The sequence below is a fragment of the Altererythrobacter epoxidivorans genome (assembly GCF_001281485.1).
Lineage (GTDB): Bacteria > Pseudomonadota > Alphaproteobacteria > Sphingomonadales > Sphingomonadaceae > Erythrobacter > Erythrobacter epoxidivorans.
The window spans coordinates 65,514-79,852 of the sequence record NZ_CP012669.1; the positions used below are offsets into that span (position 1 = coordinate 65,514).

At 65.7% G+C, this 14,339-nt stretch carries 15 protein-coding genes; all 15 read right to left on the reverse strand.

Features of this window, described 5'->3' with window-relative positions:
• Nucleotides 1-4 precede the first annotated feature (4 nt).
• The 15 genes from AMC99_RS00320 to AMC99_RS00390 are packed head-to-tail and all read right to left on the reverse strand — an operon-like array spanning nt 5 to nt 14,331.
• Complete coding sequence (locus tag AMC99_RS00320; protein WP_061921299.1) at nt 5-1,441, reverse strand: conjugal transfer protein TraH; 1,437 nt, start codon at nt 1,439-1,441, stop codon at nt 5-7.
• Nucleotides 1,431-2,261: a conjugal transfer protein TraF gene (locus AMC99_RS00325; RefSeq protein WP_061921301.1), complete on the reverse strand. Its 831-nt coding sequence runs from the start codon at nt 2,259-2,261 to the stop codon at nt 1,431-1,433. The genes AMC99_RS00320 and AMC99_RS00325 overlap by 11 nt, the downstream gene beginning before the upstream one ends.
• A complete protein-coding gene (locus AMC99_RS00330; protein WP_061921303.1) occupies nt 2,258-3,991 on the reverse strand; it encodes a conjugal transfer protein TraN in 1,734 nt (577 codons plus the stop codon). The genes AMC99_RS00325 and AMC99_RS00330 overlap by 4 nt, the downstream gene beginning before the upstream one ends.
• Nucleotides 3,988-4,740 (reverse strand): type-F conjugative transfer system pilin assembly protein TrbC, encoded by a 753-nt coding sequence (trbC, locus tag AMC99_RS00335; RefSeq protein WP_061921304.1) that lies wholly within the window; start codon nt 4,738-4,740, stop codon nt 3,988-3,990. Before trbC ends, AMC99_RS00330 begins: the two co-directional genes overlap by 4 nt.
• On the reverse strand, nt 4,737-5,750 hold the full coding sequence (gene traU, locus AMC99_RS00340; protein ID WP_050599555.1) for a conjugal transfer pilus assembly protein TraU: 1,014 nt from the start codon (nt 5,748-5,750) through the stop codon (nt 4,737-4,739). The genes trbC and traU overlap by 4 nt, the downstream gene beginning before the upstream one ends.
• Nucleotides 5,747-6,385 (reverse strand): type-F conjugative transfer system protein TraW, encoded by a 639-nt coding sequence (gene traW / locus AMC99_RS00345; protein WP_061921306.1) that lies wholly within the window; start codon nt 6,383-6,385, stop codon nt 5,747-5,749. The genes traU and traW overlap by 4 nt, the downstream gene beginning before the upstream one ends.
• Nucleotides 6,382-6,903 carry a S26 family signal peptidase gene (locus AMC99_RS00350; protein WP_061921307.1) on the reverse strand — a complete coding sequence of 174 codons (522 nt, stop codon included), beginning with the start codon at nt 6,901-6,903 and terminating at the stop codon, nt 6,382-6,384. The genes traW and AMC99_RS00350 overlap by 4 nt, the downstream gene beginning before the upstream one ends.
• A complete protein-coding gene (locus AMC99_RS00355) occupies nt 6,900-7,286 on the reverse strand; it encodes a TrbI F-type domain-containing protein (protein WP_232301448.1) in 387 nt (128 codons plus the stop codon). Before AMC99_RS00355 ends, AMC99_RS00350 begins: the two co-directional genes overlap by 4 nt.
• Nucleotides 7,279-7,659 carry a hypothetical protein gene (locus AMC99_RS00360; RefSeq protein ID WP_061921313.1) on the reverse strand — a complete coding sequence of 127 codons (381 nt, stop codon included), beginning with the start codon at nt 7,657-7,659 and terminating at the stop codon, nt 7,279-7,281. Before AMC99_RS00360 ends, AMC99_RS00355 begins: the two co-directional genes overlap by 8 nt.
• Nucleotides 7,656-10,199 carry a type IV secretion system protein TraC gene (traC, locus tag AMC99_RS00365; RefSeq protein WP_061921317.1) on the reverse strand — a complete coding sequence of 848 codons (2,544 nt, stop codon included), beginning with the start codon at nt 10,197-10,199 and terminating at the stop codon, nt 7,656-7,658. Before traC ends, AMC99_RS00360 begins: the two co-directional genes overlap by 4 nt.
• Complete coding sequence (locus AMC99_RS00370) at nt 10,196-10,768, reverse strand: hypothetical protein (protein ID WP_083440010.1); 573 nt, start codon at nt 10,766-10,768, stop codon at nt 10,196-10,198. The genes traC and AMC99_RS00370 overlap by 4 nt, the downstream gene beginning before the upstream one ends.
• Complete coding sequence (locus AMC99_RS00375; RefSeq protein ID WP_061921320.1) at nt 10,765-11,637, reverse strand: DsbC family protein; 873 nt, start codon at nt 11,635-11,637, stop codon at nt 10,765-10,767. Before AMC99_RS00375 ends, AMC99_RS00370 begins: the two co-directional genes overlap by 4 nt.
• Nucleotides 11,634-12,950, reverse strand: a complete 1,317-nt coding sequence (locus AMC99_RS00380; protein WP_061921323.1) for a TraB/VirB10 family protein — start codon at nt 12,948-12,950, stop codon at nt 11,634-11,636. Before AMC99_RS00380 ends, AMC99_RS00375 begins: the two co-directional genes overlap by 4 nt.
• Nucleotides 12,950-13,765, reverse strand: a complete 816-nt coding sequence (locus AMC99_RS00385) for a type-F conjugative transfer system secretin TraK (protein WP_061921324.1) — start codon at nt 13,763-13,765, stop codon at nt 12,950-12,952. Before AMC99_RS00385 ends, AMC99_RS00380 begins: the two co-directional genes overlap by 1 nt.
• Nucleotides 13,762-14,331, reverse strand: coding sequence for a type IV conjugative transfer system protein TraE (locus tag AMC99_RS00390; protein WP_061921327.1), 570 nt, complete (start codon nt 14,329-14,331; stop codon nt 13,762-13,764). Before AMC99_RS00390 ends, AMC99_RS00385 begins: the two co-directional genes overlap by 4 nt.
• Between the last annotated feature and the right edge of the window lie 8 nt (nt 14,332-14,339).

The window sequence follows — 14,339 nt, forward strand, 5'->3', positions numbered from 1 at the left end:
ACCCTTATGGAACAATGGAGCGGGACTGCATCCCGCGCGACCAGTCGAGCGCGGCGGCCATCGACGGTGACATCGAGGCAGCGAGCATATTCTCGATCATCGCCGTCTTTTCGATGATCTGCATGATCGCCGAGACCCGCGCCTGTCCGGTCGCTTGCCGTTGGGCGAGGCTCGATCGCACCTCGGCAACCTGAGTACGCCAGATCGCGAGCTTGGCTTCGTCGGCCGCAATGAAGCTCGCCATCGAGCGTCCAGCCTCTGCGGTGATGCGTTCGAGGATGGCATAGAGGAGATCGATGCTGGCGATCTCGGCCAGAGTATCGCGGTCGTCGGTTGCCATCCCGCGTCCATAGGCCGCCTGCACGGTGAGGATCTTGTAGAGCGGCACCGATGCCACCTGGAGCAATTCCTTTTCCTCGCTGCCGATCGCGGTGTCGCTGCGGATGGCCTCCACCATGCTGCCGATGAGCCGGGCAACGCGGGGCCGGATGGCCTTCGCGCTCGAGAGGCTCATCTGCTGGAAGGTGGGGTTGAGGCACTGGTCGGGCTCGTCGCACTGGAACACCCGCACCGACTGGCCCTGCGTCCCGTCGAGCAGCGCGGTGACGAGAGTCGAAGAGGCATCGCCCGCGAAAGGCACGAATTTGCCCGGCTCGTCGTCGCGGGGCGGCACGTAGATCACGGTGCCGATGAGCGTCATCGCATACTCGGCAAGATCGCGGTCGAAGGTGCCACCCGATTTGAAGAAGGCGCTCTGCTTGAGGACATGCCAGGTGTAATTGCGCGGCACACCGGGATTGACGTCGGCATAGTCGGCGCCGGCGCCCTCGTTGGTCGAGGCGCGCTGGCCGCGTGTCCCGCAGCCGTGTTTGGCGGCAGCATAGTCGGTGAAGATACCTTCGGAATTGCCGATCGCTTCGCAGATCGCCTTGTCGGCGAGATCGCCCTTGGGCCAGACGCCGCCGACCAGCCCCTGCGCCATCTCGCAGGAGTTGATCGAGAGATTATTCATGAGCTGCGCCTTCTGGCTGAACTCCTGCATGATCTTCGAGCACTCGGGGCAGACGGTATCGATCGCGAGGCTGAAGGCGAACCCCACCGCATTGTTGGCGACGGCCTTCAAGAGCGCGACCATCTCGCTCGCGTTGATGAAGGAGAAGGATCCGGCGAAGATATCGATACCGCCGCAACCAGCGCGGGCACGCGGCAGCTGGAGATTGGCGATGCTGGTCGTCTTTTGCGGGAAGCGCGTCCAGACATTGCCAAGGCTGTAATAGCCCGCCGACTGGCCTTCGAACGCGCTCGGCCCGGTGACATTGGCCGCTGCGCCCATGTCGTCCATGAAGCGGTCCATGCTGTCGCCGACGTTTGCGGCGACGGGGGACGCGACCATGCTGGCGGCAGCTATGGTGAGCGCCGCGTTGCGGATGCTAGTAATCATGTCCGGCTTCCTTCGAGGTGAGGAGGTATATGCGGTCCTGCAGCTCGTCGGCCGAAAGCACGCCGTATCCGATCGGGATCGGGCGCCTGGCCACGCTGTCCCACAGCACGAGCGCCGGGGTAATGCCGGGTTCGAGCCCCATGCGCGGCCGCTGGCCGCTTTCGACCTTGTAGTCGGGGAAGTGCCGGGACGGTCCGCCATCGGTCGAGATCGCCCGGACCGTAATGTGCCAGCGGTCCGCCACCGAGCGCACGATCGGGCTCATCACTTCGCACGCGCCGCAGGTCTGGGCGAAGAAGTAGAACAGGCCATAGCGCTCGGAGAGCCTGGCCATCACCGCGTCGCGGTCGGCAGCGCGCGCGTCCTGCCATTGCTTCTTGGCGAGCGCGCCGACCGGCCGTTCGAGCGTGTAGTCGAGCTCGGGATCCTGCCAGATCGCGCGCTGCCAGACATCGGAGAACAGCGAAGCCCGGTCGAGCTGGGAACGCTGGAAGCGGATATAGGCGGTGACGTTTTCCGGCGTCGGATAGAGGATCGCACGCGCCTTGAGTTCGCGCAGTTCCCCCGTGACCGCGTCGAGTTCTTGCGTTGCGGTTACCTGGGCCGGTGGCTGCGCCATCTGCGGCTCCTCTGCCGGCACCGGCTTTACGCAATAGAACCAGTAGCCGAGCCTGCGCTGCTCGCAGTAGAGGCTGTCTGCCGAGGCAGCTGGCTCTGCCAGGCGCGCTTCCTGGGCAACTGCCCGAACGGGAAGCAGTGCAGCGAGACACATAGCCAGTACTGGGAGGGCCAGCATCGGCAGTGATTGGCGGCGCGTCATTGGCCACTCCTTGCGTAATAGTCTTCGATTTTCTGCTGGATGAGGATGCTGTTCTCGAGCTCGTCGGGGAGCCGTGCAGCCTCGGTGAACTCGGCATAGACCTCGCCGAAATCCATCTGGCTGAGGTCGAGCCGGGCGAATTCGTCGAGTGTGAACCCCTCGCACTGCTCTTCCTTGGGCTTGTCCCAAGGCTTGGGCAGCTGGCGCCGACCCTGTTCCTGCAGGATCCGCGAGAGTTTGCTTTCGAAGCAGCAGTAAACCTTCTTCTTGGTCAGGCAGACGCCGAGGAACTTGTCCGAGCAATAGGTCCCCACATAAGCGCACAGCCCCTGCGCATCGCGTTCGTGGAGCAGCACTTCCTCGCGGTTGCAGCCGAGCGCGACCAAGAGGCTGATCCCGGGAATGAGCGGGAAACCCTTACCCTTGCAGCAGTTGAGCACGCCGAAGACCTTGGAGGAGCAGGTGTTACGCGTGCCCCGGAACAGTGTCAGCGTCTCGGGATCGAACTGGCCGCGGGCCTCGTCCATCGCATGGAGGGCGGTGACGGCATCCTTGAACTCATCGTTCGCGGTGCGCTCGATCGTCTCGCAGCTGCCGTCGATGCAATAGACATCACCGTCGCAGACAAACTGGGTGGAGCTGTCGTTCCCGGGAAGTGGGCACTCGTAGATGCGCTCCCAGGTCTCGCAGGGGTCTCCGTCAGTGAGGCATTCCTCGCGGACAAAGCGGCAGGTGCCCTGGCTTTCGATGTCGGAGCAGTCGGTCGCCGCTTCGCGCGCGATACAGGTGTAGCTGCGTTGCCATTCCCAGCAGGGCCTGGTGACAGAGACGCCGTCGATCACGCGCGTCTGCGGATCAGTGTCGGTGCAGATCTCGGCGTCCAGCGTGCAATCGCTATTGCCTGCGAGACCTGTGCACTGGCTTTCGTCAGGGGTCGTTGTGACGGTGGTCGCCGTGGCGATGCGGTAGGGCGTTTGTCCTGCGACCTGTTCGTCGCAGGTCAGCTCGGTAAGGGGATCGCCCGGCTCGGTGCACCACTTGCGACCGCCGGACCAACCCCACTGCAGGCACGGACCGTCCCGGTGTCCGGTCACCCGGCAAAGGGCGCCCGAAAACTCTTCGCAATCCGGCTCACCTGACAGGTTGAAGCTGCCCAATGGGCTGCAAAGGTAATGATACTGCGGTTGCTGGCTGACCCTGGTGACGAGCGGGACCGTGCATTGGCCGACCGACTGATCGATCCGTGTGCCCGTATTGCAGGTCGCGGTGTAGGTGCCCGCCGACCCCGAACCAGGCGGTAGCGGAACGCACGATCCCTGGCTGCCCGAAATTGCCATGCCGCTGGTGTAGTCGAGCGGCGTCTCGTTGATCGCGAGGCTGCGGGCGATCACGTCCTCGATCTCGTTCGGCTCGAACCTTGCGCGATTGGCCATGCTGTCGCGGATGGTCCGCATCGGTGTGCTGGTCGTCGCGGCGCTGCGGGCACGGGCCTCGATCTGGTCGGAATCGCGTGCAAGATCCTGCAGGTCGCGCGTCGCCTGCGGATCGAAGTTGGGAACGCGCGCCGCGTCAGGATTGGTCGTTGCTGCCTCGCGCGCCTCGCCCAGCAGTTCGGTGGCAAAGTCCTTCCCGTCAGCCCTTGCTGCATCGCGGGTCTGAGCGTGAATGGAAGCCGCGCTTGTGAGGGCGACGAGTGCAGCAAGGAGATTGGCGAGGGTTCTGCCGGTCATGGCCGTTCCTCCCTGGAGAGCTGGCGCAGATGGAGGCGGGCAAGCTCGGCGCCCGGACCCTTGCCCGAGGCGAAGGTCTCGAGGACTTCGCCCACGCTGATGTTGCCGGCGATGCGGTCGTGTGGCGGCACCTCGCTGGTGCAATCAAACCCGTCGCAGGGGCTGAACTCGGTGCTCAGCATGACGAAACTCGGCGCGGCCTCGATGTTGAACGCGCGGAACAGCCTTGGATCGATGCCAAGCGAACCGGCCGCGTCGCGGGTGCTCCAGATGGCGGCGAGCCGCTTCTTGAACGCCTCGCTGTTTCCTTGCGGGAAACCGCGCAGCACGGTGACGCCTCCCGCCCTGGTCATGTCATGGACCAGTGCTTTCAGCGCCTCGGGCGGCATCGACAGGCTGGCAAAGGCAATGAAGCGTGGGGCTGTCCCAAGCGATGCCTTCTCTGCGGCGGCTTGCCCCGCGATCATCGCGTCGAAGTCGAGGACGGCGTCGGTCTCGATTGCCTTGATGGTGTCCGCATAGGCCGCGCGATTGGCCTGCGCCTGCGCCTGGATAGCCTGTGCATCTTCGGTCATCGCCTCGGCGCGTTGGCGGACATTGGTGCTGAGTGCCTGCGCATCATCGGCGTGTTCACCCGCACGCTCGCGGATCGCTTCGAGGTCGATGCCTTCGGGCGCGCTCTGGGCGAGAGCGAGGCCACCGAGAGTGACGGCAAGGCCGACGGGCAAAAGGAGGAGGTGCTTGTTCATAGCGCGCAACAGTTCCGCTTGCGCCAGACGAGGTATCCCATGTCTTCGCCGATGGCGGGGATGACCTGTCCGGCCGATTGAAAGGTGGTGGAGGCGCCGATGGGCGGGCAGGCGTAACGGCCCGAGGTCGCCGGGTTGGGGTTGGTGGCCTGGAAGCGATATTGCTGCTTGCGCATCACCGGCATCAGGTATTTGCCGCACAGGCCCTTGGACCCCATCGTCCCCCACGAGACGAGTTCTCGGTGGAGCTTGTAGGCAAAGCGCGAGAGCACGAGCCGCGAGGCCTGGACGTGGCCTATGCTGGCCGAGACATTGCCGTTCATCGGGTACATCGACCCCTGGCAGCCCGCGCACCAGAACATCTCGTCGATCGGCAGCTTCGCGGTCGAGGCGACGCAGTCGGCCGCACAGGCGGCGAGCGCCAGCGGGTTGGCGAAGAGCACGGCTTCAGGGTTGATGATCGCCGTGAGCTCGGAATCCTGCCACAGCGGATCGATCTCGGAGATGTAGAGAATGTCGATCGAGCCCGATTCCAGGCACAGGAAATCGGCGACGATCTCCATCCAGTAGATCAGCGGATAGGCATACCAGTGGACATGCCAGCTCGAATAATACTGGCTCGCGCCGCCCACCGCCGATGGACCCGAGATCGAGCGGAAGCCGATATCGAAGCCCGGATCGAGTTTCATGCCGCCGAGGTTCACGAAGCACCACGGCTTCATGCTGACATCGGCAAGCCGCACGGGCTCCCAGAAGCCCATCGCGATCCCGGGCCTCAGACCGCACAGGCAAACCGGCAGATCGGGGTTGTCAGGATCGGGCCGGCTCGACGGCCAGATGTCCAGTCCGCCGATGGAGATCGGGAACAGGCACGACCAGCAGATGTCGGTGATCGGGTTGACGAAGCTACCGGTGCAGCGACCGGGACCGGCATCGGCCATGGCCGGCGTTGCGGTCGCGAGACCAAGAATGGCAGCCAGCATAAGCGCCAGCTTTCTTAAGTGCGTCATTGGGCTGTCCTTCTTCTCGGTGGCAGCGCGATTTCGCTGATTTCGAGCAGGCGGCCCTGCTGGCGGACGCGTGCAGGCACCGACCTGATCCCGAACCTTTCCGTGAGCTTGCCGCCCTGATCGAAATAGAAGCGGCGCTGGCGGGCCTTCATCAGCTCGAGCGGCGCGCCCTTCACCAGAATCAGCTTGGCATTGGCGTCCTGCTTGAGCGCCCAGGCGAGCTGGTCGGGATCGTCGCCGTCAAGGAATAGAAGATCAGCGCGAAGGCCGACGCTGTCGAGCGGATTGACCCTCGTGCCAGCGGCATGGATCAGCTCGCCTTTTGCGCCGCGGATATCGGCAGCGAGCGTAATCGTCGGATCGAAGCGCCAGCGCCGCGCTTCGCTGGCCCGTACGATCCCCGCGACTGGGTCGGGCCGGCCCACCCGCGCGATCGTGCGGCGTTTCAGGTCTTCGTTGAGCCGCGCGGTCTCACCCGAACGTTCCATCTGCGTCAGGCGCGAATGGATCTGTTCGAGGAGGTCGCGTTCGATCACGGGAAACACCGTGCCGCGCTGGCCATAGTCGCGCGCCAGCACCTCGGCAGGGCAGAGCAGGACTGCAAGCAGCGCTGCAGGGAGGCTAAGCTTGCTCACAGGATCGCCCTCCCGCTGCCGAGGATCTGGCCGCGGCAGACGAAGCCGATCTCGGCGTAGCGGCTGTCGAGGCCGCGCGGATGGCTGGTCCCGGTATAGAAGCAGCCGTCGGGGATCGGTCCTTCGGGGCCTTTGTGAAGCGCAATGCCAAGACGGGTCTCATCAAGCCGCGCGGCGATCTTGCGACCGTTGATGAAGACCTCTTGGCCACGGTGGCTCACGACATCGCCCGGCACGCCCAGCACCCGCTTGCCGAAGAGCTGCGCGCCTTTCCCGAAATGCGCTTCGACGAGCCTGCTTGCTGGCGGCTCGAAGAAGATCAGACTGCCGCGCTCGATCCGCGCATGCTTGTCGAGCCAGAACGCCCAGTTGGGCAGGCTCGGGCTGGCATTGATGAGGAAGGCATGGTCTTTCGCGAAGGCATCGACCGCGCCCCATCCGAGCGGCAGCAGCACCAGTCCGGTCAGGACGAGCGGGCGTTTGATCGTGCGAACAAGGCGAGAGGCAAAGTGCGTCACTGACCGCCTCCCTGCCCAAGCTGGCGGGCGATCCGCATGCGCAGTTCATCGGTAGCATCGGGGGCATCGCCCGCGAGCACCGCTTCGCCGACCAGCACCACACGGCCATCGGTTCCCATTTCCGCAACAGCGCGCTCGGACGCCTGGAGGAAAGCGAGCACGCGCGCCTGGCTGGCTTCGGGATCCTGCTCTGCTCGCGCTTCGGCATCGACGAAACCCGCGATGGTTTCGGCAAGCCGGACGGTGACGATCTGCTGGCGCGGCTCGGACAGCGCGCGGCTGACCCAGGCTGCCCAGAGCAGTGCGGCCACGAGCGCGAGCACGCCAAGAATTCTCAGCAATAGCGGGCGATTGAAGGATGGTAGTCTGCTCGTCTCAGTCACGGCTTGCCTCCCGGGGCGGATGGTTGTCGAGATCGGCTGCGAGCCGCTTCAGGAAGCGTGGCATGCGAAACAGCGTCACCGCTCCGGTCAGCACCAGGAAGCAGCCCTTGAGGTCCTGGCTGAACAGGCTGCGGCGGAGGCCGTCGGCTTCGAGATATCGGTCCGCCAGATTGGCGAGCTGGGTGAAGAGGCCGCCAAGATCCCAGCCCGCAACGAACAGGAACAGCGCGAGCGGCAATCCCAGCACGATCAGCAGCGAGGTCGCGGCAAAGCGGGCGGTTTCGATGAGGACGAAGCAGCTCCCTTGCAGGAACGGCAGCAGGCTGCGGAGGTTGGCCGGAGGGGTCCGGTCGGCGAGATGCGAGACCATCATTGTCCGCCTCCCGCCACGATGCGGATGGCATCGGCGAGGCTGTGCCCACGCCGCTCGCAGTCCTGGATCGCGGCATAGGTGTCGGGATCGGAGGAGTAGATCGTCGCCGAGAAGGGATCGAGCACGAGCCGGCCGACCGCTTCGGTCTCGGGGCCCTTGATGAAGACCTCGCTGTACTCGGTGCCCGAACGCTTGAGGCTGCGGATCAGCGTCTCGGTGCGGTCGTCCATGTCGAGCCGCGCGTTCGCCCTGAAATCGGCGATCGTCTCGGCCTTCTGCTGGAGCACCAGCATCCAGTCGCTGTTCTCGAGCGCGGCGCGCGCGCCATCGGACTTGTAATAGTCATTGAGGGACTGGGTCGCGGTGGCGAGCGCGCCGCCATACTTGCGCGCGGTGCGGGCATAGGTCTCGACGAACTCGCCCATCGACCCGCCCTTGAGCATGGCCCAGGCCTCGTCGATCAGCAGCAGCTTCTTGGTTGCCCGCGACGAGCGCGTCATCGCCTGGCTGGTCATGAACATGATCGCCGAGAGGACCACGCTGCGCAGTTCCTCGCGGGACGCGAGATCACTCATCTCGAAGACGGTGAAATCATCGTCGAGCGCGAAGCTCGCCTTGCCTGCAAAGAACCCGCCGTAGCTGCCGCCGCGGCAGAAGGGCGCGATCGCGGTGGCAAGATCGCGGCCCGCCTCGCTCTCCGAGCCATGGAGCGCATGCGCGACATCGTCGACCGATGCGCCGCTGCCGAGTGCCTCCCAGGTCGCGGTCACGGCCCGGTCGATGAGCCCGCGCTCGGTGTCGCTCGGCGCGGTGCCGGGACGCGCCATCTGGCCGACGATCGCCTTGATCATGGCGAAGCAGTCGAGGCGGTAATCCTCGTCTTCGTGCGCACGGGCATCGTCGACCATCGAGAAGGGGTTAAGGGAAAAGCCCGAGGCGAGCGTGAACTCGACGAAGCGTCCGCCCTGCAGTTTGACCGAATGCTCGAAACTGCGCCCGTCGTCGATTACCACGACCTTGGCACCCGCACCGCGCAGGGCGGCGCAGAGCTCCTGCAGCAGCACCGACTTGCCCGAACCCGACTTGCCGCAGATCGCGATATTGTGGTTGCCGGCAGCGTTTTCGAATGGCGACCACCAGAAGGGCTGGCCGCGGCGGCCGACGAGCAGGAGGTGCGGGATCACGCCGCCAAGATATTCCCCCTGCATCGGCGCGATATGTGCCGCTGTCGTAGAGAGCATGGTCTTGAGGCGCTTTAGCCGCGCCATGTCGTCGGCGAGGCCATCGGCAAGGCTGAGGGGAAAGGCGGCAACGAGGCCTTGCAGCTGGAGAAAGCGCTCGTCGGCAAGGTCCCAGCCCGCTGCCTTGTATATCGCCTTGATGATGCGTTCGTGCGCGTCGCCCTGGCCGAGCGGCGAGATGCTGGTGAGCCCGTAGAATAGCTTCACGAGCTTCTTGCCAGCCTGGAGTTCGGCCTGGACGTGGCGCCATTCGGCCGACTGTTCGGCGAGCTTGGGCAAGAAACGCGCGCTCTTGGTCTGGCTGAGACTGGTGGTGCGCATGAACTTGAAGCCCGCGCGCGCCGATGCAGCTTCCTGGTCGGGGTAGACGAGGCACAGCATGGTTGCCGTCGGACAGGGGAAGCGCAGCTTGTCGGTGAACATGTCGCCGATGAGCCGCGCGCATTCCCAGGGCGCCCAGCGCTCAGGGGTAGAGCGCACGGCATAATGCCGCACGTCGAAATGGTCGGGATAGCATTCGCCGACTTCGGGATTGCCCTCCTCGTCGCGGCCGGTCTCGCGAAAGCGCTCGGTCCTGAGGATCAGGCGATCGTCTTCGACCTCGAGCTCGATATCGCGGCGGATGGCCTGGACATCGAGCGTATCATGCGGGTTCCACGCATGGATATCGGTCTCGTGCGCGGTAGTCGGCGAGGTGAGCTCGTCGATCAGTGCCAGCAATCCGCCCGGACGCAGCTCTTGTGCCTGCAGTCCGAGCGAATGGAGCATGCCCATCAGCCCTTCGCGGCATTCGGAGAGTTCCGCGTCGGTCACGCTGCCGGGCACCGGCACGCCGAGCGAGACGATCAACCGGACGTTGCGGGCATGGAAGGGCGCATGCGCCGAGCCCGAATTCCAGACGAGATCGTAAAGGCGGCTGGTGCGCGCCCTGGCAATGGCCTCGTAGATGCCGCCCTGTTCGTAACGCGGAGCGAACCAGGGGCCGACCACGCTGCCGATCCGCGGAGACGCGAAGTTCAGGACCTGGAGGCAGGCGCCCTGCGGCAGGCCTTCGGAGAAGAACTGCCCGAGGATCTCGCCGGTGCGTTCGTCGGCCCCGATCAGCGGGGTGACTTCGAGCACGAAGCCCTTCGAGCGGGCGTTGCGATAGAGCTTCGCCCCCTCGTCATAGACCCGGTAGGGCAGCCAGTCCGAGAGCATGTCGAGCCCGAAATGCGCCTGCGGCTTTTCAGGCCGAGCCGTGTCGGCAAACAGGCCCCGCGAGAGTGCGTCGCGCGCGGCAGCAAGGGATAGCGTCACCGGCTCTCTCCTTCGGTCATGTCAGGGTGGGGGACCGGCTCGCGGGGAGGGGAAAACGAGCCAGGTCCCCCGGGTTCCGGCGCGTCAGCGCCGGGCATCGCCGGAACGGGCTGCGAGGGGATGAACAGCTGTTCCGGCAATGTGTCTGTTGGTTGGAAATCGGGTGCGGGGTTGCCATCGCGCGTCGCGGCAATGGTCGATGCCAGCGAGCGCAGGACTTCGCGGCGGCCCTGCGGCGCACGCCAGCCTGTCCCTGCCTGTTCGGGCAGGGTCAGGTGAACGACGCGCGCCTCATGGTCGCGGCCCGCCGCGTCACGGTATCCCGTCAACACGATCTGCAGGCGGCGAACCGCTTCCCCGGTCGGGGTCACCGTCCGATGCGCGCCAGACGTGTCAGCCTTCTCGATGCCGGTCGCCCCGGCATCGATCGTGGAGGTCGGCGCACAGGTCCCTTCGGGAGCGCGGCAGGCGAAATTGCCTTTGACGTTTCCGCCGAGGCTGGCGCAGCCACTAGCCAGGACGAGCGGCGCAGCGAGCACCAGGGCGCGAAGGATCGGAAGCCGGCTCATTGCGCCTCTCCCTTGCCCTCGGCCACGAAGCGGCGGATCGCTGCGGCATCGCGGTAGCCATGCAGCACCGCCCCATCGCGGGCGCGCACGATGACCGGAGTTCCGGCAAACCCGTTGGCCTTCGCGAAGGCTTCGTTGGCATCGAGCGCCTTGGCGTCCTTGCAGGTCTTGCCGGTCGCCGGAGCCTGCCCGGCATAGGCCGCATGCAGCGCCTTTGCCGGATCCTTCGCGCACAGTACCGCCTCGGAAATCTTGCGGCTTGCCGCGCCGAAGATCGAGATCGGTCGCTCTTCCACATGAACCTTGGCCTTGGCGAGTTCGGCGGTCAGGCGCTGGCAATATCCGCACTGGAAATCCGAGAAGACGACCAGGCGTTCGCCCTTGGGGTTGCCCCAGTGGATCGCGCCGGCAGCCGGAAGCGACGATAGGTCGACATGGTTGGCGGCCGCCTGGACAGGCGTTTCGTCGCGTCCCGCCGGCGCATCGCTGGCTACGCGCGCCGCACCGGCCGCAAGGAGGTCGGGATTGAGTTCGAGCAGGCGGGCGGCGGTCACGTCGCGCCGTTCTTCCATGTCGTAGAGACGGCCCACGAAAAGGTAGCGGGCGGTCTCGTCGATGTAGAACAGCGTATCGCCCGAGACGACTTCGCACCAGGGGCCCAGCGTGTCGCAGCTGATCGCATCGATCGGGGTCTTGGGCAGCCGCAGTTTCAGTGCCTGCGCGACATCGCTCGCCATCCCGGCGGCGCTCGCAGGCATCGCAGTGACGGCCGAGACGCCGAGCGTCAGCACGGCGGCAGCGCTCGAGAGGGCAAGGGCAAGGTGGGCGGCGCGGGCCTTCAGGCCCGGCCGGTGGTCATTGTAGTTCATTTGGAGGAGCTCCTGACGTGGACGCCGTCGAGAAAAACGATCTCGACCTCGATGCCGGTCGGCATCTCGACGACGGGTTGGTATTGTTCGGCGCGTTCGATGAGGTATCGGCTGACGGTGTCGGCGGCTTCGCCGGCTCCCTGGCCAAAGCCACCGGCGAGGATATCGGTCGGCGACAGCGCCTCGCGCTGACCGTTGGCACCGACCTGGCCGGTGAAGATGCCGTTGGCGTTGGCGGAAAATCCGCGCCCGAAGCCGCCAACGATCCCGGCCAGCAGTGCCTGACTGACGAGGCTGCCTTCGCGGCTGACCACGCGGCCACGCACACCCGACTTTCCGGCAAAGGAGATGAACCCCTTGACCTCGCTGACCGCGAAGCGGCCACCGGGCTGCGCGCAGGTCATGCGCACCAGCTTGACGTAGACCTTCTCGGCCGAGAGATCGCCGCGCGCCGCGCCATTGACGAGGCAGCCGGTAATGTCGGTGGTGAGCAGCTTGTTGCCGCGCATCACCGAGCGGGCCGGTCCGGTGATCCGGAGCACCACGGGAAGCGGATCGCTCTGGCTGGCAACGCCGGTCGAAGCATCGACACCCACTATGACCGTTGCCGGTGCGTAGCTGTTGGGCGGAAGGTAATCGCGGCTCGCTTCGAGCAGCAAGGCTGGCGCAGTCTCTGCCGCACGCGGCTTGCCGTCTTTGCCCGTCTCCGCGCTGAAACTCATCAGGCTGAGCTGTCCGCCCTGCGCCTCCGGCGCTCCTTGCGGTGGCTGGACGGCCCCGCTCGTTCCCACGCCGGGGCCATAGGCTGGTGGCGGCGGCAGCGGCGGCGCGGCGGCAGGTGCCTTCGCGGCTTCGTTGAGTTGTGAACGCAGATTGGCATTCTCGGCCGAAATGGCGTCGATCGCTGCCTGGCCGTCGGAGCGCATCTGCGCGTTCTCGCTGCGCAGGGCTTCGAGTTCCTGTTCGATCTCGGGGCGTGGCAACTGCGTTTGCTGCAGATCCTTGATCGCGCGGCCCTGTGCATCGAGCCGGTTGCCGTAGCTCGCGACGAACTCGCGCTGCGAGAGGTTGCGATTGACGAGGCCGCCGGTGTCGATCGTCGCCGCACCATTGGCATCGGTGCCGCCCTCGTCGCCATCGCCGCCGAAGATGAACATCCCGCCGCCGATGAGCGCGATGGCACCGATCCCGGCGAGCAGCATCTTCTGGCGCTGCGCGATCTGCGAATTGAGGTTGCGCCGTCCGCTTTCGCGCGCTTCCGGCGAGCCTGGCAGCGGCCTCTTTTCGGCGTCCTTCTGTGTTGCCTCGGCCATCAGTCGAGCCCTCCCTTGGCAAAGACAAGGAAGGCACTGGTCGCTTCACCGGGAGCGAGTGCATCGCGGCCATAGGCAAAGGCGAGCGCGCCTGCAGGACCTTCGCGCTCGGAGCCAAGCGCAAGGCTCTCCTGGCCGAGGTTGCGTACGAGGAAGCGCTGTCCGGTCAGTTCATCGCCCTGGTATTCGGCGACCAGCTGGACCTCGATCCCGCCGGTGCGGCGCGGAGCAGACAGTTCAGCGCGAGCGGTGAACCCGGGCAGGACGGCATCTCTCGCCATCGCCTCGATCAGGCGGATCGCGGCGTCCTCGGGTCCGGTCTCGGTCTCCCATTCGGTAGCCGCGGCTTTAGCGAGCGCGGGATTGGTGATGAAGAGCTGGGTCGCTTCCTCGCCGCCGAGACGGCAGGCGAACTTGTAGACGTAGCCCGCCTTGCTGGTTGCAAAGAAGCTGACCCGGGCAGCGGCAAATTGCGGGGGCACGGAGATATAGATGTCTCCACGCACCGGCTCGTGCGTCACTTGGAAGTCGTTGTAGGGAAAGCCGCTCGCGATCTTCGAGACATTGGCGAAGCCGTCATCGATGAGCGCGATCCGCGTGAGTTCGCCGCGAGCGAGCTCGCAGTCGATGGTCGCATTGTCAGCGGCTTCGACGAACTGATCGGCATGCGCCGGGACCGGCGCGAGCGCGAAGGCGAGTACGGCGAGGCCGGTCAGCTTGAGTCCTGGATCGGGGCGCCTTGTCGCGCCGATCGCGAAGCAGGCAAGGCCGGTTCCGGCAAGCGCAGCAGCGAGGGGAGATGGGAGAAGGCTCATTGGCCGGGTTCCTCCTTGTCGGTGGGAAGTTGCTCGAAGCCGGCGAGCGCGACGTTGAGACCACGCTTCGACCAGCGGAAACGGAAGGAGCGGCGCTGGCTCGCGATCACCTGCGCGCCGACGAAGGTCTTGAGCGTGCCGGTGACGGTCGAGGTCAGGGCCTTGGGATCGACATGCATTTCCGCGATCACGAAGGCCTGGCTGATGTCCGAGCCGCGCTGTTCCTCGACGATTTTGACGAGCTCGGCCTTGAGGCGGCCGTGCGCGGCGGGATCGGCGAGCTTCAGGATGTTCGCCATCCAGTAGTCGAGGCTTTCCGGTGCCCGATTAAGGAGCATCAGTGCCGTGTCGCGGGTGACGAGCTCGAGATAGGGCGCGTCGATCCCGCCGCTCGAGACGGTGATCCGCTCGGCGGTAATCGGCACCAGCACAACCTGCTCGTCGCGAGTCACCGCGGCGCCGAGGCTGACCAGCGTGGTCAGGCCCAGAACACCTGCCAGCACGGCAAAGCGGTTGCGTTGCCGAAGGTAGGTCTGCGCCCGTTCGTGCGCGAATTCTGCTCGCATAGGTCGCC

Bases quoted from the DNA above. Each gene is read 5' to 3' on its own strand.
- AMC99_RS00320 (WP_061921299.1), bottom strand. From the start codon at position 1,441: ATGATTACTAGCATCCGCAACGCGGCGCTCACCATAGCTGCCGCCAGC.
- AMC99_RS00325 (WP_061921301.1), bottom strand. From the start codon at position 2,261: ATGACGCGCCGCCAATCACTGCCGATGCTGGCCCTCCCAGTACTGGCT.
- AMC99_RS00330 (WP_061921303.1), bottom strand. From the start codon at position 3,991: ATGACCGGCAGAACCCTCGCCAATCTCCTTGCTGCACTCGTCGCCCTC.
- trbC (WP_061921304.1), bottom strand. From the start codon at position 4,740: ATGAACAAGCACCTCCTCCTTTTGCCCGTCGGCCTTGCCGTCACTCTC.
- traU (WP_050599555.1), bottom strand. From the start codon at position 5,750: ATGACGCACTTAAGAAAGCTGGCGCTTATGCTGGCTGCCATTCTTGGT.
- AMC99_RS00360 (WP_061921313.1), bottom strand. From the start codon at position 7,659: ATGATGGTCTCGCATCTCGCCGACCGGACCCCTCCGGCCAACCTCCGC.
- AMC99_RS00370 (WP_083440010.1), bottom strand. From the start codon at position 10,768: ATGAGCCGGCTTCCGATCCTTCGCGCCCTGGTGCTCGCTGCGCCGCTC.
- AMC99_RS00375 (WP_061921320.1), bottom strand. From the start codon at position 11,637: ATGAACTACAATGACCACCGGCCGGGCCTGAAGGCCCGCGCCGCCCAC.
- AMC99_RS00380 (WP_061921323.1), bottom strand. From the start codon at position 12,950: ATGGCCGAGGCAACACAGAAGGACGCCGAAAAGAGGCCGCTGCCAGGC.
- AMC99_RS00385 (WP_061921324.1), bottom strand. From the start codon at position 13,765: ATGAGCCTTCTCCCATCTCCCCTCGCTGCTGCGCTTGCCGGAACCGGC.
- AMC99_RS00390 (WP_061921327.1), bottom strand. From the start codon at position 14,331: ATGCGAGCAGAATTCGCGCACGAACGGGCGCAGACCTACCTTCGGCAA.